Annotated in this window: 24 protein-coding genes; 12 read left to right on the forward strand and 12 right to left on the reverse strand. The window is 41.5% G+C overall.

Annotation, left to right across the window (positions count from 1 at the left end):
* Positions 1 to 2: 2 nt before the first annotated feature.
* The 3 genes from PSV17_RS07080 to PSV17_RS07090 are packed head-to-tail and all read right to left on the reverse strand — an operon-like array spanning position 3 to position 3,569.
* Entirely contained in the window at positions 3 to 1,589 is a 1,587-nt protein-coding gene (locus PSV17_RS07080; protein ID WP_300480989.1) for a hypothetical protein, read from the reverse strand.
* Positions 1,590 to 1,642: 53 nt separating this feature from the next.
* On the reverse strand, positions 1,643 to 2,065 hold the full coding sequence (locus PSV17_RS07085; RefSeq protein WP_300480990.1) for a DNA polymerase III subunit chi: 423 nt from the start codon (positions 2,063 to 2,065) through the stop codon (positions 1,643 to 1,645).
* A 7-nt stretch (positions 2,066 to 2,072) separates the two neighbouring features.
* Entirely contained in the window at positions 2,073 to 3,569 is a 1,497-nt protein-coding gene (locus PSV17_RS07090) for a leucyl aminopeptidase (protein ID WP_300481149.1), read from the reverse strand.
* Positions 3,570 to 3,670: 101 nt separating this feature from the next.
* On the opposite strand from PSV17_RS07090, the gene lptF reads away from it, so the two are divergent.
* Together lptF and lptG are read left to right on the forward strand one after the other, a co-directional pair.
* On the forward strand, positions 3,671 to 4,789 hold the full coding sequence (gene lptF / locus PSV17_RS07095) for an LPS export ABC transporter permease LptF (protein ID WP_300480993.1): 1,119 nt from the start codon (positions 3,671 to 3,673) through the stop codon (positions 4,787 to 4,789).
* A 25-nt stretch (positions 4,790 to 4,814) separates the two neighbouring features.
* Positions 4,815 to 5,885, forward strand: coding sequence for an LPS export ABC transporter permease LptG (gene lptG, locus PSV17_RS07100; RefSeq protein WP_300480996.1), 1,071 nt, complete (start codon positions 4,815 to 4,817; stop codon positions 5,883 to 5,885).
* Here lptG and PSV17_RS07105 read toward each other — a convergent pair.
* The 4 genes from PSV17_RS07105 to PSV17_RS07120 are packed head-to-tail and all read right to left on the reverse strand — an operon-like array spanning position 5,833 to position 7,832.
* Positions 5,833 to 6,297 (reverse strand): RDD family protein, encoded by a 465-nt coding sequence (locus tag PSV17_RS07105; RefSeq protein WP_300480997.1) that lies wholly within the window; start codon positions 6,295 to 6,297, stop codon positions 5,833 to 5,835. The genes lptG and PSV17_RS07105 overlap by 53 nt on opposite strands.
* 17 nt (positions 6,298 to 6,314) lie before the next feature.
* Entirely contained in the window at positions 6,315 to 6,776 is a 462-nt protein-coding gene (locus PSV17_RS07110) for a DUF3106 domain-containing protein (RefSeq protein ID WP_300480999.1), read from the reverse strand.
* Positions 6,752 to 7,195 (reverse strand): DUF3619 family protein, encoded by a 444-nt coding sequence (locus PSV17_RS07115; protein WP_300481002.1) that lies wholly within the window; start codon positions 7,193 to 7,195, stop codon positions 6,752 to 6,754. The genes PSV17_RS07110 and PSV17_RS07115 overlap by 25 nt, the downstream gene beginning before the upstream one ends.
* Positions 7,196 to 7,205: 10 nt before the next feature.
* Positions 7,206 to 7,832 carry an RNA polymerase sigma factor gene (locus PSV17_RS07120; RefSeq protein ID WP_300481151.1) on the reverse strand — a complete coding sequence of 209 codons (627 nt, stop codon included), beginning with the start codon at positions 7,830 to 7,832 and terminating at the stop codon, positions 7,206 to 7,208.
* Positions 7,833 to 7,939: 107 nt separating this feature from the next.
* Between PSV17_RS07120 and PSV17_RS07125 the strand changes: the two genes are divergently transcribed.
* From PSV17_RS07125 to PSV17_RS07135, 3 genes are all read left to right on the forward strand, one after another.
* Positions 7,940 to 8,185, forward strand: a complete 246-nt coding sequence (locus tag PSV17_RS07125) for a PP0621 family protein (RefSeq protein WP_300481005.1) — start codon at positions 7,940 to 7,942, stop codon at positions 8,183 to 8,185.
* Positions 8,186 to 8,254: 69 nt separating this feature from the next.
* Positions 8,255 to 9,856, forward strand: coding sequence for a HAMP domain-containing sensor histidine kinase (locus PSV17_RS07130; RefSeq protein WP_300481008.1), 1,602 nt, complete (start codon positions 8,255 to 8,257; stop codon positions 9,854 to 9,856).
* A gap of 6 nt (positions 9,857 to 9,862) precedes the next feature.
* The gene (locus tag PSV17_RS07135) at positions 9,863 to 11,272 is read left to right on the forward strand and encodes a sigma-54 dependent transcriptional regulator (RefSeq protein WP_300481010.1); all 1,410 of its coding nucleotides are present in this window, start codon (positions 9,863 to 9,865) and stop codon (positions 11,270 to 11,272) included.
* A gap of 54 nt (positions 11,273 to 11,326) precedes the next feature.
* On the opposite strand, the gene PSV17_RS07140 is transcribed toward PSV17_RS07135, so the two are convergent.
* Positions 11,327 to 12,328: a sodium:calcium antiporter gene (locus tag PSV17_RS07140; protein WP_300481012.1), complete on the reverse strand. Its 1,002-nt coding sequence runs from the start codon at positions 12,326 to 12,328 to the stop codon at positions 11,327 to 11,329.
* A 106-nt stretch (positions 12,329 to 12,434) separates the two neighbouring features.
* Between PSV17_RS07140 and ampD the strand changes: the two genes are divergently transcribed.
* From ampD to PSV17_RS07155, 3 genes are read left to right on the forward strand one after another with little or no spacing between them, the layout of a single operon-like run.
* The gene (gene ampD, locus PSV17_RS07145) at positions 12,435 to 13,004 is read left to right on the forward strand and encodes a 1,6-anhydro-N-acetylmuramyl-L-alanine amidase AmpD (RefSeq protein WP_300481014.1); all 570 of its coding nucleotides are present in this window, start codon (positions 12,435 to 12,437) and stop codon (positions 13,002 to 13,004) included.
* A gap of 20 nt (positions 13,005 to 13,024) precedes the next feature.
* Positions 13,025 to 14,158 (forward strand): efflux RND transporter periplasmic adaptor subunit, encoded by a 1,134-nt coding sequence (locus PSV17_RS07150; protein WP_300481017.1) that lies wholly within the window; start codon positions 13,025 to 13,027, stop codon positions 14,156 to 14,158.
* Positions 14,159 to 14,191: 33 nt separating this feature from the next.
* A complete protein-coding gene (locus PSV17_RS07155) occupies positions 14,192 to 17,293 on the forward strand; it encodes an efflux RND transporter permease subunit (protein ID WP_300481020.1) in 3,102 nt (1,033 codons plus the stop codon).
* A 29-nt stretch (positions 17,294 to 17,322) separates the two neighbouring features.
* Here the strand turns inward: PSV17_RS07155 and PSV17_RS07160 are convergent, their stop codons facing one another.
* Both PSV17_RS07160 and PSV17_RS07165 read right to left on the reverse strand, forming a co-directional pair.
* The gene (locus PSV17_RS07160; protein ID WP_300481021.1) at positions 17,323 to 18,258 is read right to left on the reverse strand and encodes a DMT family transporter; all 936 of its coding nucleotides are present in this window, start codon (positions 18,256 to 18,258) and stop codon (positions 17,323 to 17,325) included.
* Between the two features lie 244 nt (positions 18,259 to 18,502).
* Positions 18,503 to 19,042 (reverse strand): GNAT family N-acetyltransferase, encoded by a 540-nt coding sequence (locus PSV17_RS07165; protein ID WP_300481022.1) that lies wholly within the window; start codon positions 19,040 to 19,042, stop codon positions 18,503 to 18,505.
* 169 nt (positions 19,043 to 19,211) lie between these two features.
* On the opposite strand from PSV17_RS07165, the gene PSV17_RS07170 reads away from it, so the two are divergent.
* The 3 genes from PSV17_RS07170 (at position 19,212) to PSV17_RS07180 (ending at position 22,306) form a co-directional block, all read left to right on the forward strand.
* Positions 19,212 to 20,561, forward strand: coding sequence for a YjgN family protein (locus PSV17_RS07170; protein ID WP_300481023.1), 1,350 nt, complete (start codon positions 19,212 to 19,214; stop codon positions 20,559 to 20,561).
* Between the two features lie 8 nt (positions 20,562 to 20,569).
* Positions 20,570 to 21,619, forward strand: a complete 1,050-nt coding sequence (locus tag PSV17_RS07175) for a M48 family metallopeptidase (protein ID WP_300481026.1) — start codon at positions 20,570 to 20,572, stop codon at positions 21,617 to 21,619.
* Positions 21,620 to 21,769: 150 nt separating this feature from the next.
* The gene (locus PSV17_RS07180) at positions 21,770 to 22,306 is read left to right on the forward strand and encodes a phosphatase PAP2 family protein (protein ID WP_300481153.1); all 537 of its coding nucleotides are present in this window, start codon (positions 21,770 to 21,772) and stop codon (positions 22,304 to 22,306) included.
* Between the two features lie 294 nt (positions 22,307 to 22,600).
* On the opposite strand, the gene PSV17_RS07185 is transcribed toward PSV17_RS07180, so the two are convergent.
* On the reverse strand, positions 22,601 to 23,461 hold the full coding sequence (locus tag PSV17_RS07185; protein ID WP_300481028.1) for a zinc dependent phospholipase C family protein: 861 nt from the start codon (positions 23,459 to 23,461) through the stop codon (positions 22,601 to 22,603).
* Positions 23,462 to 23,641: 180 nt separating this feature from the next.
* Here PSV17_RS07185 and PSV17_RS07190 point away from each other — a divergent pair, with 180 nt between their 5' ends.
* Positions 23,642 to 24,847 carry a glycosyltransferase gene (locus PSV17_RS07190; protein WP_300481029.1) on the forward strand — a complete coding sequence of 402 codons (1,206 nt, stop codon included), beginning with the start codon at positions 23,642 to 23,644 and terminating at the stop codon, positions 24,845 to 24,847.
* 24 nt (positions 24,848 to 24,871) lie between these two features.
* On the opposite strand, the gene PSV17_RS07195 is transcribed toward PSV17_RS07190, so the two are convergent.
* Positions 24,872 to 26,113, reverse strand: coding sequence for a dicarboxylate/amino acid:cation symporter (locus tag PSV17_RS07195; protein ID WP_300481032.1), 1,242 nt, complete (start codon positions 26,111 to 26,113; stop codon positions 24,872 to 24,874).
* Position 26,114 lies beyond the last annotated feature (1 nt).

Raw genomic sequence — 26,114 nt, forward strand, 5'->3', positions numbered from 1 at the left:
GTTCATTTACTGAAAATTAGACGTACGGAATCTAATAGTTTTTCGATTTCTAACTTAATATTTTCACTGACCTGTTGCTGAATTCTTGGCACTTCAACGCTGAGTATTTCTTGAACCTTATTGGCTAGCACTAGTTCGACTTCAGGTAACTCCGCATCCAAGGTGTGCTTAAATTTAAGCTTGCTAACATCCGCTATCTCATCCAAATCTTGTTTTAAACTTGTAGTTAACTCACTTGTTAACCCTTGATATAGCGCTGGGAAAGCTTCGCTGACTTCTTGGTCTAATTGCTGTTTAGACTTGAGTTGCAATGCATCCAAATATATCGTTAGCTCCGTGTGCGATTGTGCGGTCAGACCTTGATAAATTGCAGACAAATCCCGCGCTAGATTATTCTGATGGTCGGTTAAAATATCTTCATGAAGCCGAGTTATTTTATCTTGTAATGCATGGCTGGCATCTTCTACTGTTTTGGTTTCGATGCCAGATAAAGTAAGTTGCAATTTTTCTGTCATTGACTCTTGCAACACAGGCAAGGCACTAATGAGTTTAGTTTGCACCTCAGCAATACTGAGCGCTTGCATTTGCACTAGTGCACTTTCGAAATCAGTTTTCACATTAGTAACTGCCTGAGACACATGTTCTATTGTTGCAGCCTCCAAACTTTTTAAAGTTTCTTCCACTTGATTGGTCAGCCCCTGTTCCATGACAGGCAATAATGATGCAAGTTTAGATTGCACCTCCACGATCCCCTCTGCATGCATCTGCCCTAATGCGCTGGTTAAATCAGATTTAGCTAAGTTAATACTTGCTTGCAATACTTGGGTAGCGCTTTCAAGTGCATTACTCTCTATATGAGCTAAATTTGTTTCAAATTGTTTGGTAGCCGCCTGCTCTAACAAGGGCATTGCTTGGTTAAGACTGGTTTGGACTTCATCTAACCCCCTAGCCTGCATTGCACTTAAAGTATTAACTAAGTCCGCTTTAATAATATCTGCATTTGCATGCATCATTTTTGGAATTTCGGTGGCTAAATCAGCTCTCACTTTATCCACATAAACGGCACTATTTTCCATTACAGCCAGCTGCGCATTTGCCACGGCGCGGTTAACCTCTATTGCTACCGTTTCTCTAATTTGCTCAATCGAAGTTTGTTGCGCCTGATTAATGGTCGTATGAATAGTATCCATTAAACTAGCATGGTTGGCGTGTTGCGAAGTATTTAGCTCTTCGTGGATATGCTGTATTAATCTAGCACTTGCCAATTCTTGAGCCGCGTTAGATTTATCGTCTAAACGCTGCGATTGCACTTCATACTGTTCTTTAAGTGCTTCAGCAAGAAAAATCTGCCCAGCCTTTTGCACCTCTGCAGATTCATTCAGCAAGCTATCGTGCATGCGCTTTTCAAACTTATCCAAGACAGAGTTCATAACAGCGTTTTCAATTTCCTCTTCAAGCTGCAACTTTAATTGCGGCTTAATTTGGGCTGTCAACTCTGCAATCAAGTCTGCAGTGATGTTGATTGATTTAATAGATTGCGCGGACCTAACGTGCACTTCTGTTAATAAGGGAATATCATCTTCTTGCATATTTAAGCCTAATAAAAATTAGATTGAGCACTCATCAACTACTAGGAAACCTCTTAAGTCTCTGCCGCATCTGTTGATTTTATTTCATAACCACGATCTTTATAAAACCTAAATCGCGCTCTTGCTGCTGCTTTATCAGCCTCATCGCTACCGACTAACTCAACCAAGTATCTAAATCGACTAAAAAAAAGTGGCTGCAATGTTTGAAAATTAATTAACACGTCATCTTGAATTAAATTTTCACCATGAGCGTCAATGACAATAGGTGAAAATCGACTTTGGGTTTCATTTATAAGGCTATTTGCTAAAAAACTACTGGGTGATTGAGTCCATAGCAAGTTTTGGATGTCATTACTCATAGCGTCGTTTTGCGTATAAATCGTTAGCTGGCGGCCTTTAGCTAACGCTTTTTCACAGAGTTCTACAGTTTTTGCAAACTTATCAGAGACATTAAAATAAAATTCAACACGAGTCATCGGAATGCTATTTTTTAGAGCTATTCGCTCTATTCACTAAAAATGCGGTTAATAGTGGCACTGGTCGACCTGTACCACCCTTTTCTTTGCCAGACTTCCAAGCAGTACCAGCAACATCTAAATGTGCCCAATCATATTTCTTAGCAAACCTTGATAAGAAGCAAGCTGCGGTAATGCTACCAGCCGCACGTCCGCCAATATTGGCCATATCGGCGAAATTACTATCAAGCAAGGGTTGATAGTCATCCCACATCGGCATGTGCCATGCACGATCTAATGAGGTCTCACCCGCGTGCAATAGCTCTTTAGCTAAGTCATCGTTATTACTAAACAAACCACTTGCGTGGTGTCCGAGAGCGATGACACAGGCACCTGTCAGCGTTGCAATGTCAATCACTGCACTTGGTTCAAAACGTTCAACATAAGTCAGCGCATCACATAGAATCAAACGTCCTTCAGCGTCGGTATTTAACACTTCTATGGTTAAGCCAGACATGCTGGTTAATACGTCACCAGGCCTAGTTGCGCGGCCATCTGGCATGTTCTCACAGGTAGGAATAACGCCTATGACATTCAATGGTAAATCCATCTCTGCAATGGTTTTGAATGTGCCCAACACACTTGCAGCGCCGCACATATCGTACTTCATCTCATCCATTTCAGAACCTGATTTCAATGAAATACCGCCAGTATCAAAAGTAATACCTTTGCCCACTAGCACGACTGGTTTTTGGTCTTTCTTACCTTTTAAGTGCTGCATGATAATAAATTTAGGTGGCTCTTCACTGCCTTGCGACACTGCTAAGAATGAACCCATGCCTAATTTTTCAAGCTCATCCCGCTCAAGCACTTTAACCTTGAAGTCATGCTTTTTACCCAATGATTGTGCTTGCTCAGCCAAGTAGCTCGGCGTGCAAACGTTTGGCGGCAAGTTACCTAAATCCTTCGCAAAACTCACGCCTGAAGCTAAAGCCAAACCATCGGCTAACCCTAATTTCGCCTCTTTCACATCGTCAGCGGCGACGTTAATGTTAAGCACGCTTAACCCTTTTTTTGACTCTTCTTTTTTCTTTTTATTTGCGGAAAACTTATAGCTTGCATCCAAACTGGCTTCAACTAAAAGCGCAGCTTTCTGTTTAGCTGACAATTGTTTTACAGGCACCTCAGCCAAGAAAGTAATCGCTTTGCTCGCGCCACTATTGGCTAGGGCTTTGATCGAAGCTCTTGCCGCTTTACAATATTGTTTTTCCGAAAAATCAGATTCTTTCCCTAAGCCAACCAACAGAACCCGCTCACTGGCTGTGTTTGGCACATTGTGCAACATTAAAGAAGTATCTGACTTACCATCAAAATCACCACGCTTTAGAATAAGTGAAAGGTAGCCTGCAGATGCTGTATCTATAGATTGAGCAGTCTCTGACAGTTTTTTATCCTCATATACGCCTATAATTAGGCAATCGCTTTGTAACTTTAGCGGATTGTCATTTTTTATGCTAAATTCCATAGTGCTGGATTTCATGGCTTCTACCTTTAATATTGTTAAGTTAAATTATCGCGTTTTTTACACGCAATTCATAGTTGTATATATAGTTATCAATAAATCATATGCTTTTTAGGCGATCACTCTTACACGAACTTATTGTTACCGCTAGCGGTGCTTTTCTTATTTTAGTCGGGATTGTCATCGCCCAACGCGCAGGCCACTTGGTCAAATTAGCGTCAAAAGGCATATTACCTAACGATGCCATTACGACTATATTGGGCTTCAATATCATTCGATTCATGCCCTTATTGTTATCCTTGAGCCTATTTTTAGCGATATTACTGACGCTTTCTCGCTGGTATAGAGATTCCGAGATGGTCATTTGGTTTAGTTCTGGCCTCAGCATTACCAGCTGGATACGCCCTGTTCTGACTTTTAGCGCTCCTATCATTATCATTATTGCTTTTTTAAGCTTATTTGTTACACCGTGGGCTAACCTCAAAGTAGAAGAGTTTCGTATGCAGCTTGAAAGTCGTGATGACTTAGCCGCCATCAGCCCAGGCATGTTTAAAGAATCTGCGCATGCGGATCGCGTGTTCTTTGTTGAGAGTTTTGATGAACTGGGTAACATTGTTAAGAATATATTTGTTCAATCCATACAACACCAAAAACTTGGCATCATGGTGGCTGCAGAAGGCAGCCGATTCGTTGAAAAAAATGGCGATAACTACTTACTAATGGAACATGGACATCGTTATGAAGGCATGCGTGGCACAGCCGAATATTCAATCACGGAGTTCGAAAAATACGCCATTCGAGTGGAGGCTGGTGAAGCAAAACGTGAGCCACCTTCTACACAATCAATTTCAAGCCGCGATTTAATCATCAATAAAAATAATAATAATATTGCCGAGTTGCAATGGCGCCTTGCCATACCTATTTCTGCGCTAATACTAGTCCTGTTTGCAATCCCATTAAGTGCGTTAGATCCGCGGGCAGGGCGCTCGGCAAATTTTGCACTGGCAATTGTTATTTATATTATCTATAACAACCTACTCAACATCATTCAAGCTTGGATAGCACAAGGCAAAATAAGCGGAATTATAGGTCTATGGCCTGTCCATTTAGGCTTTAGTTTATTGGTGCTTTATATGTTTTATAAACGAGCACAGCAATTGCCGCTATTACCTAATGTTCATCTGCCTTCATGGTTAAAATTAGCAACGAAGGCAAAAAAATAGCTCAGATCTAATGATCTAAATCCATATGAAAATTCTTAATAAATATATTCTCAAAGAAATTGTTGCTAATGTCCTTATGGTCATGCTTGCACTCATTGCTTTGTTCTCTTTCTTTGATTTGATTCAAGAGTTAGATGCTTTAGGCAAAGGTAATTATGGTCTTAGTAAAATTTTATTCTTCGTATTGCTAAGCGCACCTGGTCATGTTTACGACGTAATGCCTGTAGCGGTGTTGGTCGGCTGCATGTACAGCTTAGGTCAGTTCGCACGCTATTCCGAACTGGTAGTGTTAAGAGTGAGCGGTCTTTCGCTTTTTGAGATTGCGATTTTACTTTTAAAAATTGGCGCTATATTTACCATCATTACTTTTTTAATCGGTGAATTAATCACTCCATTTAGTGAAAAAATGGCACAGCGCATGCGTATTAAAGCCACCGATTCTGTGGTTGCTCAAGAATTCCGCTCTGGTCTTTGGGTAAAGGATGGTAATAGTTTTATTAACGTTGAAGAAGTATTACCAGACGCATCATTGCTCAATATCCATATTTTCGACTTTGATAAAAATGCAAAACTTATCAGTACCCGCACTGCTAAATCGGGGGAGTTTAAACATGAGTCATGGAAGCTCAAAGAAGTTTCAGATACCCATTTCGGTGAAGACTCAGTGAAAGTACATCAATCTGCAGAGGCAACATGGCAATCATTAATTCGCCCAGAACTGCTCAATGTATTACTTATCATGCCAGAAAAAATGTCTGCTTGGAATTTATATACTTACATCAATCACTTAAGCACAAATAAACAAAAAACGACCCGTTATGAAGTCGCGCTTTGGGCAAAGATGATTTACCCCTTAGCTTGCATGGTCATGGTGATTTTAGCGCTGCCATTTGGCTTTATACAACAACGTGCCGCTGGTGCCAGCAGCAAGATTTTTATCGGAATTATGCTGGGAGTTATGTATCAAATACTCAACCGTGTATTTGCACATTTGGGATTGCTCAATGACTGGACCCCATTATTTAGCGCCATTATGCCTACCATTATTTTTTTAATGGCTGGTATTGCAATGTTGTTTTACGTGGAGCGTAGATAATTTTATTTTTGAGCAGTCTATCATGCAAAAATAACCTGTCTCTATCCACAAAAATCCACAGAAAACCAAGACTAAACAGCATTAAACTAAAGGTGGCTAGTATATACCTTGCAATCGCGGCTTTTAATGGCAACGACTGCGCATCTTGATTCAGTAGCTTTAATTGCCAAGTTTGCATTGCTAGTGTTTGGCCTTTTCTCTGCCAACACCAAACAAAATACATCCCCACAGACAGCCATAAGAATAGCTGTAGCAAATATCGTTTAATGCCAGTTGCCTCACCTAACAATAAAACAAAAATAGCAGTGGTGGCTAATGATATCGCAGTCACTACTAAGGCCTCATAAATAAGGCAAGCCCCAAGCTTAAAGAAACTTGGGGCTGTTGTTTGTGACAATTGCTCAGTTTGCATAGGTATTAGTTAACTTATTAATTTAAATCTGCATCCCGATAAGTATCTGGTGAATCAGCTCTCAATTTAGCTCTTTCTGACTCTGGTAATTTTTGATATTCCAACCACTTTTGTCGCAACTCATTCTTTTTATCGGTTGATAAGGACTGAAATTGTTGATGACTTTTTCTAGCATTCTCTCGTTCATACGGTGTCATGCGGCTCCAATTGCTAAGCCTCTTTTGTACCAACTCTTGCTTTTTAGAGCTCATTTTTGGGTAATCCCGCGCGATATCAAGCATTTTTTCTCGCTGCCAGGGGCGTAAAGTATCCCACTCAGAAGCTAAAGGATTTAATATTTGTCGCTGACCATCATTGAGTTGCGCCCAAGGCACGTTTGCTTCGTCGGCGAATGCAGCATGGTTAAACATCAATCCACTGACTAATAATAGAGCAGAAAATATTGCGCCGAGCTTTAATCTCGCTTGGAAACTAACCATGTATCAAACCCCTTATCTGCAAATGCTTCTGGTGGCAGTTCAGACGCCAACAAGAACGCATCACTATTTTCTAAATTATTATCTATATTGAATTTTTGTGCTGCTAAAAATGTAAGCAACATGGCACTAATAATAATGGCAGCAGACATCCAACGATGCTGTTCAAAATAACTACCAAAACCATGCCTCACCCATTGCAAGACGTTACCGTTTTGATTTATAGCTAGGCTTGTCTCTAATTTTGAGACTGCTAAACCACGCATTTCCGACAAACGTTTCAAAGTTACAGCATTTAAATGTTGCGCGTTATCATTCAGCAAATTAGCCGCTAATTTCGCTAGCTGCTCATCCCCAAGTAAATTGTCATTTACATTATTTTTATTTATTTTACTATTTTGCATATCTTTTAGATTATCCATAGCTCACCTCCTAGCCTTTTGAGCCTTCGTTGCTTATCATTAAACTTGGTAGGCCTAATTTTTCTAACCCCTGTTTCTTCAACTCTGTCGCCAATGAGTGAACCGCCCGAGAACAGTGCGTTTTAACGCTTCCGTCTGAGCAACCCATAATTTTTGCCGTTTCAGCAACATCCATCTCTTCCCAATAACGCAGAACAAAGGCTTCTCGTTGACGCGCAGGTAACTTTTCCAATGCCGCTTCTATAAGTTTAATGGTCTGACTGCGTTCGAGTTGGGCTTCAGGCTCATCACTATCATCCTCTACGTCAATCGTTTCTAACGGATCACGGTCTTCGCCGTCTTCAGTGCTGCCAAATGAAGACAATAATGTCGTCCATATATTTCTAACTTTTTGCCTGCGCCAGAAATCTCGCATGGTATTTTGCAATATCCTCTGAAACAACATAGGCAGTTCTGTCACTGGTTTTTCACCATACTTCTCCGCAAGCTTCATCATTGCGTCTTGCACAATATCTAGCGCCGCATGGTCATCGCGAACAGCGTAAGCGGTCTGTTTGAAAGCTCTGCGCTCCACCGACTCAAGAAAATCTGAAAGTTCTTTAGTGGTGGCCATCGTGCTTATGGTTGGTTGGTTTATTATAAATAGTTAACGCAGTCATTAATGAAAGTATATCAGGTTTACATTTTGAACTAGACCAAGCTTTGGTTACAATCATAGCAATTATCTAATAGGTGCAAAATTTTATGTGGCGACTGATTTTTTTAGGGCTCATCATTTATCTACTGATCGTTATTTATAAACGGAGTAAGGCGAACACAAATAATGATAAAAATAATAACAAAGAAACCTCAGCAAAAGAGCAGGAAAAAGAAAATAACGAAATAGAAAACATGGTGCAATGCGCTTCATGTTCAGTGCATTTGCCGAGGTCAGAAGCTTTTCTAGTCAACGGTGAGTTTTACTGCAGTAAAACTCACATTCCTAAATAACTTAGAAATGATTGTCACCATGAAAATGGAACCTGAACGTATTAATTTTAAAAAGTGCTAAATTCTAACGTGAAACAATCTATTGCGGACTCTATCGATTTATCGCTACAGCGCCATGCAATTAACGTACTCAATCTATTTCGCTTTGTATTAAGTATAGTTTTTACCATTTCTTACCTTTACCTTGGTAAGGATTTCATATGGCAAGGCGGCCATGCCATACTCACCTTCAAGCTGTCCATTGCTTACCTAATCTTTAGCATATTCATTTTACTAATAAGTCCGCTAAAGTCTGATGTGTATCGACTCTCCTTACCACTGCAAATCACGACTGATATTGTTTTTATTATTTTGTTCATGTTTACAGCGGGCGGTATCACGAGTGGTCTAGGGCTGTTGTTAATCATTATTATCGTTATCGCCAGCTTAGTCAGCAATGGTCGATTAGCTTTATTTTATGCGGCTATCGCTACTATTGGTTTGTTGCTTGAACATAGCTACCGAATAATTTTAGAAAACTTATCCGCGAGCACCTACACGCAGCCTGTGATGCTAGGCTTAAGTTGCTTTGCGACAGCTTTGCTGGCTTATAGTTTAGCCAAACGTATGCAGCATAGTGAAGCGCTCGCCTCTGCACGTGGCATTGATATTGAAAATTTGTCGCAAATAAACGCCCTAATCACACAAGAGATGCAAGATGGCGTCATTGTGGTAGACAAAAACTTAAATATTCGCCACAGTAATTTGCAAGCCACAGCATTACTTTCTTTAGCTCAAAATAGTGAAGTTAATCTGCCTTTATCCACGCAGGCCCCTGAAATAGTAAAGGTTTTTAAGGATTGGGTGAATGGTGCAGATGAAAAAAACAACTCAAATGTTTCTATCAGCAATCGTGAATTAAAACTTAGGTTTATGCCTATCAATCAGCAACAAGATTCGCCTTTGTCTGGCAGAAATGCTGGTGCGGTAATCTTCATTCAAGATCTGAGTCAAATTCAAACGGCGGCTCAACAGGCTAAGCTGGCAGCGCTAGGTAGATTAACCGCTAATATCGCACATGAGATTCGCAACCCGTTAAGCGCCATTAGTCATGCCAACCAATTACTTCAAGAAGATGAAAGCAACTCAAAATCAACTGAGCGACTACTAGAAATTGTAGCTGACAACATCGGGCGCATAGACCAAATTATCAAAGATGTGCTTGAATTGAACAGACGCGATCGCACGCAGCAAGAGCTCTTTGAAATAAGTGACTTTCTAAGTAGTTTTCATGCGCAATTTTGTGCTGTAGAGAAAGTACCTAGCACCCATTTTACGCTGGACAATCTATCACAAAAAAATATTTCTTTTGACAAACGTCATCTCACACAAATTTTATGGAATTTATGTAAAAATGGCTGGGAACATAGTCAAAAACAAGTGGGTAGTTTAAAAATTATTTGTTCTGAATTCAGTAAATTAGGTTTTAGCATCCAAATTATCGACGATGGAGACGGCGTGGCAGAGCAAGATCAAGCAAGATTATTCGAGCCGTTTTTTACCACAAAAAATACTGGAAATGGTTTAGGACTTTATATTTCGCGCGAGTTAGCTGAAGCCAATGGCGCAAAACTGAAATACCGAGCATTAGCTGATGGTAGTGTCTTTATTTTGCAGCTTAAGAAGGCATAATAGCGCATGACTCAAAAATTTACCTGCTTAATAGTAGACGATGAAACTGACATACGTGAATTACTCACAATGACGCTGGAGCGCATGGATATTGATACTTACAGCGCGAGTAATATCCAAGAAGCCAAGTCTTTACTCACTCAGCGGCAATATGCGCTGTGCTTAACTGACATGCAAATGCCTGGCGGAACTGGGCTAGATTTAGTCAATTATATTAGTGAATTTCATCCAGGTTTACCAGTAGCTGTCATCACCGCTCATGCAAGTGCAGAAAATGCGGTATCCGCACTTAAAGCCGGCGCTTTTGACTATCTTAGTAAACCCATTTCACTAAAGCAATTACGTCCTGTCATCGAATCCGCAATCAAACTTAGTTCGCAAACCAAAAACAATAAAGGCGATGCGCTAGAAATGATTGGTGAATCTGAACCTATGGTGCATGTGCGTGCAATGATTACCAAGCTTGCACGTAGCCAAGCGCCTGTCTATATCAGCGGCGAGTCTGGTAGCGGTAAAGAGCTTGCTGCTAAGCTCATCCATAAGTACAGCTCTAGGGGCGACGGCGCTTTTATCGCAGTAAATTGCGGAGCGATTCCAGATAACTTAATGGAAAGCGAGTTCTTTGGCTATAAAAAAGGTTCTTTTACTGGTGCTAACCAAGATAAAGAAGGGTTGTTTCAGGCGGCGAATGGCGGAACCTTATTTTTAGATGAAGTCGCTGATTTACCGTTGCCGATGCAAGTCAAACTTTTACGTGCGATTCAAGAGAAAAAAGTGCGCATGGTAGGTGGCGCTAATGAAGAAGCCGTGGATGTGCGCATTATTAGCGCCACTCACAAAAATCTGGCTCAAATGATGGATGCAGGCTTGTTTAGACAAGACTTGTATTACCGCCTCAACGTTATTCAGCTTAAGATGCCTTCTTTGCGCGACCGCCCAAGTGACATTCCTTTACTGGCTAATTTATTACTCGCAAAATTATGTGCCTACCAAAAAATTAGCATGCCAGAACTGGATAGCGAAGCGCAGGCATACCTCTCTAAAATGCAGTTTCCTGGGAATGTCCGCGAGTTAGAGAATATGCTAGAGCGCGCTTTGGCAATGAGTGATGGCAAATTGATTACGATTGAAGATTTAAATTATGGAAGTAACGACAGCACGCCGGCCACAGGATTAAGTGCTGAAAAAAATTCTACATTTAATGCGGAAAAACCACTTAATCTCAACTTATCTGATTATCTTGAAGATGTTGAGAAGAAAGCGATTATTAAGGCGTTAGAGAAAACCAACAATAATAAGACAGCCGCAGCAAAATTGCTCGGCATTAGCTTTCGCACTTTGCGTTACAGACTAGCTAAACTTGGTTTAGCAAAAGAGAGTGATTTGGATCCAGATTTTGAAATCGATGAAGCTTAGTTAAACTCAAGTTTACCTAAGCTTCATTTTAATAAGCTGTTTATATTAATAACTTTAACTTAACACTAGCGCCAAATAAGTCACATACATCGCGCCATTCACTAGCAAATGCCAAACGCGAATACCGCCTTTTGCAACTAAGTAACGCAGCCAGATGGATGCCAGTAAAGTCATTGCAATACCTAACACAACCTCTTTACGCGGCTCCCAAGGTGTTAACATAATCCCTATCGCTGGTAATAATGTCCCTTGAAACACCATGGCGCCAGTAATATTGCCAAATGCCAAAGTGTCTTTGCCTTTGCGTATCCATAAAATACTGTTCACTTTTTCAGGCAATTCAGTCGCAATCGGAATAATGAGTAAAGATAACAATAACGCCGAAATACCGAGGATTTGAGAGGCTGCTTCAACGCCATGAATAAAACCTTTAGCGCCGGCAATCAGCAAGCTCAGACCTAGTAACAACTGAATAATAATCACCACCATATTATTTGGCAAACCAGTTTTACATAGGAACATATCGCCGCCTGCTTCTGTGGCATGACCGTCTTGCACCAAAGCTTTTGATGCATTGATCGTCATCATCACGTAAACAACATAAATTAATACCATGCAAGCACCCAAGCCATAGCGAACCGTTGTTAATGTGTGCGGTACGTACATAGCCACTGCAGCAAAAGTAAAAGCCGCAATGAAATAATTAAGATCGCGGGTTAACCCAGTACGCTCTGGTCTTAAATGCCCTTGCGTGCCACGACGCTTCCAAACAGAAATCGCCATGAGCGATATGGATAAAGTAGCTAACATTAAGGGCGCACCTAAAATGGAGCCGACGCCAATTTCTTCATTGGTTGCCACGTTTTGAGTACCCGCTAATAAAGCCAGTAAAGGCACCATGGTTTCAGGCAAAGCTGTGCCTACCGCTGCAAATATAGAGCCTGTCACGCCTTCAGAAATACCAAGCTTTTCGCCTAAGTGTTCTAGTGCGTTGGTAAACACTTCTGCCGCGATTAAAATCACGATCAACATGGCGAATAACTCTAAAAATATCATCTGACGCTTCCCTAACTATTGCAAAATTGAAGTAAATTTTTGTTTATACCGTCATTTTATCGGAATACTGCAATTTACAACTAAATTTCGCATAAAATTAACCTTTATGAAATCTTATACAATCAATGAAGCTGGCATGGCGATTAACGCGCAATATATCGCATCGCCTAACTTTGACGCTCGTCCTGCCAGTAAACCCACCAGTAAACCAGAAAGTGAAATAAGCTTAATTGTCATTCACAACATCAGCCTGCCGCCAAGCCAGTATGGTGGAAATGGCATTATTGAGCTATTTACCAATCAACTTAATCCAGACGAGCATCCTTATTATGCGGAAATATACACGCGTAAGGTATCTTCGCATTTTCTGATTCGACGGGATGGCGAACTCATACAGTTTGTGTCTTGTCTAGATCGTGCTTGGCACGCCGGTGTGTCAAATTGGAATAATCGGGAACGTTGCAACGACTTCTCGGTCGGAATAGAGCTCGAAGGTTCAGACTTTGAAGCATTTGAGCCAGCACAATACCTTACCCTGAAAAATTTGATAACAAGCCTGACTGAAGCTTACTCAATTCAAGCTATAGTGGGACATTCTGATATTGCACCTATTCGCAAAACAGACCCTGGGCCATATTTTGACTGGTCTCAAATAGATAACATTAACAAAAAATAAGAAACGAATACTCTTAGAAAATGCAAAAAAATATCAAACTATTCTTTATTGTAATAATTTCCACCTTAATGGTGGCTTGTGGCGCTAAAGATGCGGCTTCGGAAAAATCTCAGCTCGATAAAAAAGTGGCAAAGCCAACACTGGTAACGGTCACTCAAGTAAAAAATCAAGCAGTTGAAACAAGTGAAGAAGCCATTGGCATGCTTGAAGGATTAACCAACCCAACTATTTCAGCTGAGGTCGCTGCGCGTGTCGTAAAAATTCATGTAAATACCGGCGAAGCCGTAAAACAAGGTCAACTCATCGTTACCTTAGATGCATCTGATTTTGGAATGCAACGTAACGAAGCTCAAGCAGAAGTAGCGCGAATCCAAGCTTTATTATCGAATCAAATTAAAACTGTTGAACGCAACCAAGCGCTGGTGAATAAGAAATTTATTTCACAAAATGCGGTGGATAATGAAGTGGCGCAACAGAATGTATTGAAAGAACAATTAATCGGCGCTAAAGCCCGTGTGGGCAGCATTAACCATACAAGCAGTAAAACCAAAATCTATGCGCCAGCCAGTGGTAATGTTGAAAAAAAACTAGTAGATGACGGCGAGTTTGTAAAAGTGGGTGACCCTATGATTATGATAGTTTCTAAGCAGCATCTGCGCGCTCATCTGCCCTTTCCTGAATATATAGCAGCAAAACTCAAACCCGGTTTAGAAGTACGCCTCACTTCACCCACCAGCGAGACTATCATCAAAAGCACCATTCACGATTTAAAACCAATGATCGTTGAAGGCAGCCAAACCGTAGATGTCATTGCAGACATAATAGGTTCACCCGATTGGCAACCTGGTGCCAGCGTAACTGGAACAGTGATTCTAGGTGAACAAGCTGCCGCTATGATGGTACCCGAGCAAAGCGTAGTGCTACGCCCTGCGGGTGAAGTCGTGTATATCGTGCGTAATAATAAAGCCTATCAGGCCATCGTGAAAACAGGCGCACATCAAAATGGCATGGTTGAACTGCTCAGTGGTGTCAAAGAAAATGACACCATCGTGGTGGATGGTGCTGGCTTTTTAACTGACGATACTGACATTAAAATTGCAAGTACCCCAACCGATGCAAATACCGATAAAGCTGCTAACACGCTTAAAAAATAACACCGTGACTCTCAAAGACAAAGTAATCCGCACATGACCTTGCCAGAACTATCCATTAAACGCCACGTTCTAACTTGGATGATCTCTGGCGTGATTATTCTCTTCGGCATCATCGCCTACCAGCGCATCGGTGTAGATCGCGTGCCTTCGATTGATTTTCCTGTCATTACGGTGAATACCGTGTTGCGTGGTGCTAACCCTGACGTGGTTGATACCAGTATTACCAGCATCATTGAATCTGCTATTAACACTACTCCGGGTATTGAGCATATTCAATCAGCTTCATCACCTGGCGTGTCTAGCATTAGCATTACCTTTGCGCTAAGTAAAAACATAGACGTCGCTTATAACGAGGTGCAATCCAAAGTAAATCAAATAGTGCGCCGTTTACCTACGGACACTGATCCACCTGTCGTTCAGAAAGTAGATACCAACGCATCGCCAGTTATTTGGTTGGCATTAAGTGGTGATCGAACCATTCAACAACTTAACTTGTATGCCAATAATGTACTAAAAAAGAAATTTGAAACCATCAATGGCGTGGGTGAAGTCACCCTAGGTGGGCGCAGAGATCGTGTGATTCGCGTTAACATTCAACCAGATCGTATGGCAGCCTACAAACTTACTGCCCAGGATTTAATTACCGCTTTTAATCGCGAACATGTCCAACTTCCAGGCGGGTTTCTCGTCAGCTCACAAGCAGAACAATTACTTAAACTAGATCTTGAATTTCATAAAATTTCAGACTTAGCCAATATGGTTATTGTAGATAAAGTTGGCGCGCCTATTCGGCTTAAAGATGTTGCAACAGTGGAAGATGGCATTTCTGATAACCGTCAGATAGCCCGTTACAATGGTAAACCAACAGTTGGAATTGGTATGGTTAAAATTGCCAATACCAATACTGTCGACATTATTAAAGAAGTTGAACGTAGACTGGAAAGTGATATTCGCCCCAATTTACCTGCTGGTATGTTGCTGGAAATCTCAACTAACGACGGCATTTTCATCAATCAGTTAGTCGCTTCGTTGAAAGAACATCTGGTAGAAGGCACCTTGTTTGCCGCCCTGATTGTACTGATTTTTATGCGGTCGTTTAGCTCTACATTAATGATTTGTTTAGAAATTCCCGTATCGCTATTAGGTGCCATTGCCGTAATGTATTTTGCTGGCTATACCTTTAACAGCATGACCTTGCTTGCATTATTATTGCTGATTGGCGTGGTGGTCGATGACGCCATTGTGGTGCGCGAGAGTATTTTGCGACATATGGAAGGTGAAGTTGGCGAAGGTATTAGAGCAATCGATATAAAAAATCCACTAGCGGTTGCCGCATTTCGTACCAAAACCACTATTTTAGGCAGTAATGAAGTGGTATTCGCAGTACTAGCCTCCTCAGCATCCCTCGTTTGCATATTCGCTCCCGTGATTTTTATGGATGGCATCATCGGCATGTTTTTTAAATCTTTTGCAGTGGTCGTCACGTTCGGCGTACTGGCATCGCTGCTGGTTTCTCTCACGCTCACACCAATGTTGTGTTCGCGCTACTTAAGCGTCACCCACAATGAAAATGCGGTTTACAAAGCGGTTGGACGCGTATTATCCCGCATGGATGTGGTCTATAAAAAGCTACTTTATTCATCACTCAACCATCGCGGTTTGGTCTTGTTAATTACGCTAATTTTTGTTGCGGTGAGCGGCTTTTTCTCTCTTAAATATGTAGAGAAAGATTTTGTACCAGAAACTGATGAAGGCAGTTTCAGTATCAATATTAAAACACCGCTAGGTTCCAACTTAGACTACACCGACTCACGCTTGAAATTAGTAGAAGCAACGCTCGCGACCCATAAAAGTGAAGTCGAAAGCTACTTTGCTACGATAGGTGCGGGCTCACGCGGACAAGTTAACCAAGGTAATGTGAATGTGCGTTTAAAACCCAAAGAGGAGCGCGCTAAAAGCCAACAAACGCTAATTAAGGAGTTAAAAAAAGAACTAGATCAACTCCCCGGCGTGCGCGCTATTCCTTCTCCTAGCTCTATCGCACGCGGTCAACGTTCTGAAAAGCTTCAATTCAATCTCACTGGCGTAAATTTACAAGAAATCGGTCGTATTTCTCAACTCTTACAGAAAGAATTAAGCACCAATAGCGACATTGGTAAGGTTGATGTAGATGTGCAGTTAGATTTACCACAACTCAATATGCAGATTGACCGACTCAGAGCATCTGCACTTGGCATTAGTGCTAATGATATCGCCACTGCGGTTTCCCTCTATGCTGGTGGCATTAACATAGCCAAATATAATGAATTGAATGGTGATGGTCAGCGTTATGACATCCGTGTAAAAGCCAATGAATCTGAATTAGAAAATATCGCTGATTTAAATAAAATATACCTACGCAGCAGTAGTGGTGAATTAGTCAGAATCGATGCAGTGGCAAGCTTTAATAAAGAATTAGGCGCTGCAGTCATTGGTCGCTACGACCTACAATACGCCGTTAACTTTTACGCCAATCCTGCTGTTCCTCTTGGTGAGGCAGTCGACATAGTGAAAGCCACCGCAGCCAAAATTGTGCCACCTGATTACACACTCAAACTCACAGGGCAAGCAGAAGAGTTCGGCAAAACCATGAAAAACATTAAGTTTGTATTCGCTCTAGGTTTTCTTTTACTCTATATGGTACTCGCCAGCCAATTCAACTCATTCATCCAGCCGCTATTCATCATGCTGGCACAACCGCTCGCTATTATTGGTGGCTTAATCGCCCTACTTTTGACAGGCAATACTTTAAACATTTACTCAATGATAGGCTTGGTATTGCTGATAGGTTTAGTCGCTAAAAACTCTATTTTGCTGGTTGATCTCACTAATCAACTTGTAGAAAAAGGCGCCAGTATTAACGATGCCCTCAAAGAGGCTTGTCCTATTCGTCTGCGCCCAGTAGTCATGACCTCACTCACCATTATTCTAGCGCTGTTACCAGCGGCGCTAGGCCTAGGAGCAGGTTCAGAAACCAACAAACCGCTATCAGTCGCGATTATTGGCGGGATGATTTCCTCAACCCTATTAACCTTAGTTGTAGTGCCAGCGGCCTATTCATTGGTGATGGGTGGGCTTAAAAAATTGAAGCATTAAGGCCACTTAAAGACTAATAAGCATGCTACTTATTTCTTGCCTAAACTTATCGCCAACACTCCAATCAACACCAAACACGTTCCAGCTAATTGCAACAAGGTAATATCTTCACCTAAAAATATACTGGCTAAAAATATCGTCGATACTGGGCCGATTGAGCTAATAAGCGCGGCCTTGCTACTGCCAATTTTATGTATGCCAACATTTAATAAAATTGCAGGGAACACTGTGGCAACCACCGCCATTAACATGCTAAGTAAATAAACTTGTGTAGGCAAATGCAAAATCTTCACCTGATGCGAGGTACTGCCGTAATGTGCCGCGCTCGCTGCCGTGGCAGCAAGCATCGTATACGCAGTAAACAACGATGCTCCTACTCGTGGAATCAATCTGCCACTCGCAATTAAGTAAGCAGCATATGCCACGGCGCTAGCCGCGACTAAACTAGCACCAAGTATAGTTTCAGCGGAACCTGATTTTACGATAAGTACATCATGCCCAACAGCTAAAGCCACACCCGCATAGGTTGCCAACAGAGCAAAGTAGACGCGTTTGCCGATACGGTGTTTGAACATGGCTGCGCTTAGCAAAATCACGATTGTGGGATAGATATATAAAATGATTCGCTCTAAGCCCGCGGTCACATAGACTAGCCCTGCAAAATCTAACAACATAGGAACATAACCGCCCATAATTCCCATCAAAGCGATTACCCAAGCATCGTAACTTGATATTTTTGGTACTGAATCAGATGCGCGCGCCCAAATCGCCAATGCAATAAAAAATGGCGCTGAGAATGCCATACGTAAAGCGATTAACGTAGAAGCATCTACTGGAAATGGCTCTGCATAAGCATAGGCGATTTTCACCATAATCGCTTTAGATGAGACAGTGACGGCAGCAGCCAGCACCATTAATGCACCAATTAAGGCATCGCGCGAGGTTTGAGTGTTTTGGGATTGCATATATTGCCCTTAAATTAGGGCTCAATGGGATGAATGACTAAAGACAACCGCGGAGAGCCCACGGTTGCTAAATTGATGACGACCTAAATTACATCAAAGCAACCGCAGCATACAATGGCCAGAAGCCATAATGCTTTTCGGTTGTTAATGACCGCATTTGCGGTAATGTTGTAATTGGTTGTCATAAGCTTATGTACTTTACTCGACCAGTTTTATCTGGTCAAGAGTAAGCCCAAACAATACTTTATTTTGGGATGAACTTTTCTAGCGTTTCTAATTGTAAACCATCCAATTTAGGTTGCCAAACGTCTGGGTTAACTGGAAATTCACCAACAATACCAGTACGCACATAACCGCGTCTCTCATAGAATTTGATTAACTCGAGCCTTACCGTAATCACATGCATTTGAAACTGCTCTATGTTCCATATTTGCCTGGCCAGACTTTCAGCCTCAATTAGTAAGCGTTTACCAATACCTTTCGCTTGTGTCTGAGGATGCACAACAAACATGCCAATATGTGCAATATTGTGGTCATTTCCTTTCCTTACCTCTTTTTCAAGGCAAATTGAGCCAAGCAATTCCTCATCATTCAAGCACAGCAAAATAATGTTGTTTTCAGAATCAATGAGACGTTTAACCTCGTTAACAGAAGTCCGTAAGCCATCAAGAATATCCGCTTCCGTGGTCCAACCCGCGCGGCTAGGCTCCCCACGATAAGCCATATTCACCAGCTTCACGATGGCTTCCACATCGGTTGAAGCCGCTTTTCTGAAATGTTGCATATAAAAATTATCTTCTGTCTAAATGATGAAAAAATTTAGCTAAGTGATGCTAGTTTGGCTTGTGTTGGATAAAGCATCTACTGATGCTAATATCTCACATCTGCTTGATTGCAGGTATGCTCTAGAGTTGACTTACTTGAAAAAAAACAAATAATATTTAGGGGGAAATATGTCAGAGAATCAAACACCCGTCGTCTTTACGGGAAAAGCGGGGGAGTATTTTGGTATTTGGATTGTGAATTTACTGCTTTCCATTGTCACTTTAGGTATTTATTCAGCTTGGGCAAAAGTGCGCCGAAAAAAATATTTTTACAATAACACGCTGGTCGATGGCGTTGGTTTTGATTACCACGCGAACCCTATCAATATTTTAAAAGGCCGCATCATCGCCTTTGTTTTATTTGTCATTTACAGCGTTGTTTCTGGTTTTAACCCGATATTTGGCGTTTTGATGGGGCTCGCTTTATTCCTTGCGCTACCTTGGATTATCGTTCGCGGCATGATGTTTAATGCGCGTAACTCCAGTCACCGCGGCTTACGTTTTGATTTTAATGGAACATACGGTCAGGCTATCAAGGTATTTATCGGCTATACATTGTTAATTATCGTCACATTAGGCTTGGCTATTCCGTTTGTAGCACAACGCACCCAAAAATTTATTATATCTGGTCATAAATTTGGGGTGACAAATTTTAAAATGGAAGCTTTAGTGAAAGATTTTTACAAAATCTACCTCGTCATTTTCATCATTCCATTATTAGGTATTGTCGCAGCAATTGCCATTCCTGCTTATCAACAATATAAAATTAAAGCTAGTCATGTTAGCGCATATCAGACCCAACAGTTCTCTCATGCCTCAACTAGTATAAAGGCTGAAATGGACATGGGTGGTTTTATTAAAGTAGCTGATGTGACCACGACTGAATCTGTAACATCTGAAAATTATGTGACTGAAGATAACGTAACAGATGAGGCAGCAATGTCTGAAGAAGATTATCTCAAAAATTTAACCCCTGAAGAGCTTGCCGAATATAACAAATTGATTAAGGGAGTTGAAGCAAATAATCCTGAAACAGACATGACAACACAAAAAAAAGATCCACTAGCAGACGCATTTGCTGGGCTAATGGGTAAATGGGGTGTTGCGGCAGCAGTATTAGCTGGTTTAATTGGCTTATTACTCTATCTTGCGGTCATATTTTCATTCGCTGCTTATATGAAATCACGTATTCATAATCTCGTTTTTAACAACACCTCGCTTGAACATATCGGCTTTTTTAGCAACCAACGTATGCGTGATTTAGTCTTACTCTACATCACCAATACTATTGTTTTACTCTTCACTCTTGGTCTTGCAACGCCTTGGGCACAAGTGCGCATGGCGAGATATACTGCAAATCATTTGGCGCTTACAGGTGAAACAGATTGGGACAAATTTGTAGGCGAGAAAAAAGATGCATCACGTGCATTAGGTGAAGAAATTGCCGATATGTTTGATGTTGATATTTCATTCGGTTAATCAGTTACGTGCAATTTGAAGCAGAATATTACGATGGCATCAGCCCCCGCGCCAAGCGGGTGCTGGTGGACATTGTAGACAGTTACTTTACTTTTACGGTAACGACTACCAATGCTGATGAAACTATTAGTCATCAGCCAATCAAAGTATTAATCAAGGATTGTCATGTACAAGCAAGACTTGGTAGTGGCAAACGACTGATTGATTTACCTGACGATAGCCGTTTAGAAACAGACTTTAAAGACTTAGAACGTTGTTTACCTGCAAAACCAGCGAACAGATTTTGGCAAGGTGTACATTATGCCGAAACTCACAAACTTGTGATTCTTATTGCCTTTGTTGGCATTGCACTGGCAAGCGCTGTATTACTTAAATATGGCGTACCTGTCATTGCTAAATATGCAGCATTAGCAACCCCTATTAGCATGGAAAAAGATTTAGGTAAACAAACCCTAGATTCGCTAGACAGTGAAAAACTTGGCTATTTTGAAGCCTCGAAAATACCCGCGACAAAACAAAAAGACATCACCGCCGCACTCGCTGCTATGTGTGCCAAAACCAACAATTGCCCTGCCTACCAATTAAATTTTAGAAAAAGCCCTATTATTGGCGCGAACGCCTTTGCCTTGCCTGGCGGCTATATGGTCATCACCGATGAGTTGATTGATTTGGCTAAAAATAATGATGAAATCATCGCCGTGTTAGCGCATGAATTAGGCCATGTTAAAGGCCGTCACGCTTTGCGACAAACCTTGCAAGGCACAGTTTCTGGGCTGATTATCCTCGCCATCACAGGTGACGTAAGTAGCATAGCGTCTGGCTTACCAGCCATAATGATGAATTTGAGTTATTCTCGAGAGCTAGAAAATGATGCAGATAATTACTCTTTGCAATCACTAAAAGCGGCATGTATTCCAACCAAATCATTCGCTATGCTCTTAATGAGATTAGAAAAAAGTCATGGCGGTGGCGGTTCAATGCCAGAAATGATTTCATCGCATCCTGATACCAAAGCGCGGATTGTGCCATTTTTAAAAGTTCATAGTCACTGCAACTAAGCCTCACGCGAGTAGGTCTAGCCTGCAGAATCTTTTCATTTCAGCCATTGCTTCAACAAACATTCACATTCCATTCATCAATCCTTCACATTTCAATGACATTCTAGCCTTCATACTAAAAGGAAAGAATAATAGAAACAGGAGGTTATGATGTCACTCAAGATGCGTTTTTATATCAGTCGTATGCATCAATTAGATAGTTTTTTATGTATTGCGGTAAACCACACTAGCCAATACAGATTAATACGTCACTTTTTTAGAATAACCAGCAGACTTGGTGATGGCATATTCTGGTACGGACTAATGGCTGGCATTATGCTACTACATGGCATGGATGGTTTAATGCCAGTGATACATATGGCGCTGGCAGGCCTAAGCGGCACTTTGCTATACAAATGGTTGAAAGGTAAAACCCTAAGACCTCGTCCATACGAAGTGCATCAAGACATTTGGCTGACTGGCACGCCGCTGGATAAATTCAGCTTCCCTTCAGGTCACACTTTGCACGCAGTTGTGTTTAGCTTAGTCGCGATTGGCTACTACCCACAAATCGCCATCATTGTTGTGCCATTTGCAGTGCTAGTAGGATTATCGCGTGTAGTGCTAGGTTTACACTACCCTAGCGACGTGATTGCTGGCGCTGTGATTGGTGCGACGATCGCTAGATTGTCATTTTCTCTTGTTTAGTCATCTAATAGTGAACTTTGGACTCACTTAAATATAGTTGTATTTTAGCTAAATTATCAAATATCCGTCATACCAGCGAAGGCTGGTATCCAGTCATATCTCAATGCAAGTGATTATAATTTAATGCTTTAATATTGAAACCTGACTGGATTCCGTCCTTCACGTGTGAATAATGCGCTTCAGCACATATATTCCACGGGGATGCCAAGCACTGGTACGACGAAATGACGAACATTTGATAATGTTTATTCAAAACAACGTGTCAAATCGATTCTTGTAATGATTTCCAGTAATCTAATGAAAAGCATCTTCAACCAAAGTCTTTTGATAATATTGAATCGGCGTTGAGTGCACAATATACAAGTGTTTTAAACATTGCTCACGCCAAACATTCAACTGATCCACACTGAGATTCTTGAGCTCTGGCTCTAATAATGGATTCTTACCATTGAGCACCTCACCGATATCCGCCACAGCGACTTGCGTTTTAGCCACATAGTAGACAAAGTGCTTAAACACACGCTTATCAAGCACCTGCACCGCTTTATAAATCAATGTTGGTAGTTTGACTGCACGTAGTACGCCATCCCAGAATGATAGGCGCTTTAAAGCCTTAATGGTGACATGCACGGGGCATTCAAATTGAATAGAAATAAACGCAGCAATCACGGCTTGGTGTTTATTTAATAGCTTTGTTACTGATGCATCTAACAATGGCGCCAAATGGCCGTCCATTGCCCATTCAGAGGCTATATGCGTAAACACCTCATTTTTATGCCACATCGCCTCGTGCGCTGGAACAAAATGGTTATGCGCAATCACATCAATATATAAGTGGCTGATATAGCCAATGGCAATCGCCGTTTCTTCTTCTGTGCGCGCAGATTGCATCAGTTGATGACCATTCTCCCAAAGATGAGTCTTGCGATAGTGAGGGCTCACAATCGCCAAGTCAGGCAAGCAAGCACCTGCCATCACTAGCTCAGGAAAGTTTTTGATTGCGCGTTGCAAGCGTGGATCCAACAGCGGCATTGCCCAAAGCAACGACTGCGCAAAATAGAGATGCGTCACCAACCCCCAAGCATTCGCATCCACTGAATAAAAGCAGCATGGCAACCACCAACAATAATATTTAATAAATTTTGGTATTTGCATAGCATGTAATTTGCCATGCGGTGATTAAGCATTAGTGACAGATAGATGACTATTTAGTGAAATTCTAAGGGTTTATTGAAGCGTTAAATAAATTTCATTAAACCGTCATATTGGCTCGCTATCGTTCAGTTTAACAACGGGCTAATTAACCACTTGATTTAATTGAATGAACTCTAAACTATGAAAATATTATTTATCTCAGATGTCTATTTTCCGCGAATTAATGGCGTATCGACTTCTATCAGGACATTTGTTTTGCAAATGCAGAAGTTAGGTCATGAAGTGCATTTAATAGCACCTGACTACGATGTAGTGACAGAAGATGAAGCTTGGATTAAGCGCATTCCAGCACGTAGCATCTATTTTGACCCTGAAGATAAACTCATGAAATACGGCGAGGCGCTACAATTATTGCCCACGCTTGAAAAAGAAAAATACGACATTATTCACGTACATACGCCCTTTGTGGCGCATTACTTAGGTCTGACGCTTGCAACTCAACTGAATATTCCATGCATCGAAACTTACCATACCTTCTTTGAAGATTATTTGCATCACTACTTACCATGGATGCCTAAGTCTATAGCACGTGGTATTGCTAGAATGATTTCCAAACGCCAATGTAATGCGGTTGATGCCATTGTCGCTCCATCAAACCCCATGTTGGATGTATTACGCAAATATGGAGTTAACGTGCTATCCGAAGTGATTCCAACTGGGTTACAAGACACTAGCTTTACCGAGGCAGATGGCCAAGCATTTAGATTGAAATATGGTATTGCTCTAGATAGGCCGATGTTGCTGTATGTAGGTCGTGTTGCATTTGAGAAGAATATCGATTTCTTATTAGAAATGACTAAGCTACTCGCGGAGAAACGACCAGATGTTTTATTGGTGGTGACTGGCGAAGGCCCAGCAGAGGCGAGTTTACATAAACTTGCCAAAACATTAGAGATAGAAAACAACGTTCAATTTATCGGCTATTTAGACCGCAACAAAGAATTGAATGCCTGCTATGAATCTGCTGATATTTTTGTGTTCGCTTCTAAAAGTGAAACTCAAGGCTTGGTGCTACTAGAAGCCATGGCGCAAGCCACGCCAGTAGTGGCGATTGCCGAACTTGGCACGGCCTCTATTCTAATTGAAGGAAAAGGCGCGTTGATTGCGCCAGATGAAACTGCTAAATTTGCAGATAGAGTGCATCAGTTATTACTGAATCCTGAGCATAGATTTGAACTGGGTAAACGTGCTAAAAGTTATGCTTTGGACAAATGGACTGCAACATTGCAAGCGCAACGGATGATTAAATTCTATGAAGAAATCATTCGCAATCCATCGCTACGTCAAGCTTATGCAAAGACGCATCTTAACCCTGTAAAAGGTTAATTGCGAAGTGAGTAAATTATCGACTTAAGTTGATTTCTGCATCACAAGCTTTTGCACAACTAGGCTGCCGACCATATCGCCCTCTACGTTCACAGCGGTGCGTAATGTATCAAGCAGCCTATCAACAGGCAGCAGAATAGCAATCGCTTCGGCAGGTAAGCCTACAGACTGTAATACCATCACCATAGTGACCATGCCCGCACTAGGTATGCCGGGCGCCCCCATAGCGGCTATCATGGCTGTAAAGAACACTATAAGTTGCTGACCCATACTCAGCTCTATACCAACCAAATTAGCAATGAAGATTGCCGCGGCAGCTTCATATAATGCCGTGCCATCCATATTGATGGTGGCACCTAATGGTAGTACAAAGCCTGCTATTTCAGGTTTTACGTGTAAATGCTGAGTAGCGCAGCGTAAAGTGACTGGTAGCGTCGCTGAACTTGAACTTGTCGCGAATGCAGTAATAAGAGATTCACGTGCGCCACGCCAAAACCATAGTGGTGACCGGCCAGTGAATAAATATAAGATCAAAGGTAATAAGATTAAACCGTGGACTAACAGTGAGCCAACGACTACGGCAACAAACTTAGCTAAGGTGCTCAACATCGCAGCATCTTGTACTGTAATTAACTTAATCAATAGCGCCATAATGCCCAGTGGCGCTAAGCGCATCACCCAGCTCACAATGTGCATAGTCACATCTAAGCCTTCTTGCAATAGCGAAAGGATGTTTTTGAAACGCTCTCCCCCCATGACGAGCGTGATGCCTAGAATAAGCGCAAATACCACGACTGCAAGCACATTACCTTGAGACAAAGCCGTAAATGGATTGAGAAATAAACCATGAAGAAACTGCGCAAAAAACTCGGGCAAAGGTAATTGCTTAGCCTCAAAATTTTGCATGGCATCCTGAAACATCACCAACTGTAAGCCCGTTCCTGGCTTAAAATAATTGCTTGCGACTAACGCTAACACCATTGCAATAGTCATACTACTGATAAAAAACAGTAAGGTCTTCACCCAAACCTGGTGTATTTGCTGATGTTGCCGTAAATTAGCAATCCCCACACTAATAGAGCAAAATACTAGTGGAATCAAGATCATTTTGAGCAAATCAATAAACAAGGTGCCGACTAAACCTGATGCGTAAAGGCTAGTCTGCACTAGATTACTTTCAGAGCCTAGCGAATGAAAATACAAGCCCAGCCCAACACCAAACACAGCACCTAATAATATTTGGACGTTAAGGCTAGGGAGTTTCATG

Origin of the sequence: Methylotenera sp. (genome assembly GCF_029946165.1) — a bacterium.
In the GTDB taxonomy this organism is placed as follows: domain Bacteria; phylum Pseudomonadota; class Gammaproteobacteria; order Burkholderiales; family Methylophilaceae; genus Methylotenera.

What these genes read in the sequence shown, in the direction of transcription:
- PSV17_RS07185 (WP_300481028.1), bottom strand. Translation starts at nt 23,461, where the DNA reads ATGCAAATACCAAAATTTATTAAATATTATTGTTGGTGGTTGCCATGC.
- lptF (WP_300480993.1), top strand. Translation starts at nt 3,671, where the DNA reads ATGCTTTTTAGGCGATCACTCTTACACGAACTTATTGTTACCGCTAGC.
- PSV17_RS07110 (WP_300480999.1), bottom strand. Translation starts at nt 6,776, where the DNA reads ATGGTTAGTTTCCAAGCGAGATTAAAGCTCGGCGCAATATTTTCTGCT.
- PSV17_RS07190 (WP_300481029.1), top strand. Translation starts at nt 23,642, where the DNA reads ATGAAAATATTATTTATCTCAGATGTCTATTTTCCGCGAATTAATGGC.
- PSV17_RS07155 (WP_300481020.1), top strand. Translation starts at nt 14,192, where the DNA reads ATGACCTTGCCAGAACTATCCATTAAACGCCACGTTCTAACTTGGATG.
- PSV17_RS07170 (WP_300481023.1), top strand. Translation starts at nt 19,212, where the DNA reads ATGTCAGAGAATCAAACACCCGTCGTCTTTACGGGAAAAGCGGGGGAG.
- PSV17_RS07150 (WP_300481017.1), top strand. Translation starts at nt 13,025, where the DNA reads ATGCAAAAAAATATCAAACTATTCTTTATTGTAATAATTTCCACCTTA.
- PSV17_RS07115 (WP_300481002.1), bottom strand. Translation starts at nt 7,195, where the DNA reads ATGGATAATCTAAAAGATATGCAAAATAGTAAAATAAATAAAAATAAT.
- PSV17_RS07160 (WP_300481021.1), bottom strand. Translation starts at nt 18,258, where the DNA reads ATGCAATCCCAAAACACTCAAACCTCGCGCGATGCCTTAATTGGTGCA.
- PSV17_RS07165 (WP_300481022.1), bottom strand. Translation starts at nt 19,042, where the DNA reads ATGCAACATTTCAGAAAAGCGGCTTCAACCGATGTGGAAGCCATCGTG.
- PSV17_RS07140 (WP_300481012.1), bottom strand. Translation starts at nt 12,328, where the DNA reads ATGATATTTTTAGAGTTATTCGCCATGTTGATCGTGATTTTAATCGCG.
- PSV17_RS07090 (WP_300481149.1), bottom strand. Translation starts at nt 3,569, where the DNA reads ATGGAATTTAGCATAAAAAATGACAATCCGCTAAAGTTACAAAGCGAT.
- ampD (WP_300481014.1), top strand. Translation starts at nt 12,435, where the DNA reads ATGAAATCTTATACAATCAATGAAGCTGGCATGGCGATTAACGCGCAA.
- PSV17_RS07195 (WP_300481032.1), bottom strand. Translation starts at nt 26,113, where the DNA reads ATGAAACTCCCTAGCCTTAACGTCCAAATATTATTAGGTGCTGTGTTT.
- PSV17_RS07080 (WP_300480989.1), bottom strand. Translation starts at nt 1,589, where the DNA reads ATGCAAGAAGATGATATTCCCTTATTAACAGAAGTGCACGTTAGGTCC.
- PSV17_RS07105 (WP_300480997.1), bottom strand. Translation starts at nt 6,297, where the DNA reads ATGCAAACTGAGCAATTGTCACAAACAACAGCCCCAAGTTTCTTTAAG.
- lptG (WP_300480996.1), top strand. Translation starts at nt 4,815, where the DNA reads ATGAAAATTCTTAATAAATATATTCTCAAAGAAATTGTTGCTAATGTC.
- PSV17_RS07125 (WP_300481005.1), top strand. Translation starts at nt 7,940, where the DNA reads ATGTGGCGACTGATTTTTTTAGGGCTCATCATTTATCTACTGATCGTT.
- PSV17_RS07135 (WP_300481010.1), top strand. Translation starts at nt 9,863, where the DNA reads ATGACTCAAAAATTTACCTGCTTAATAGTAGACGATGAAACTGACATA.
- PSV17_RS07085 (WP_300480990.1), bottom strand. Translation starts at nt 2,065, where the DNA reads ATGACTCGTGTTGAATTTTATTTTAATGTCTCTGATAAGTTTGCAAAA.
- PSV17_RS07180 (WP_300481153.1), top strand. Translation starts at nt 21,770, where the DNA reads ATGTCACTCAAGATGCGTTTTTATATCAGTCGTATGCATCAATTAGAT.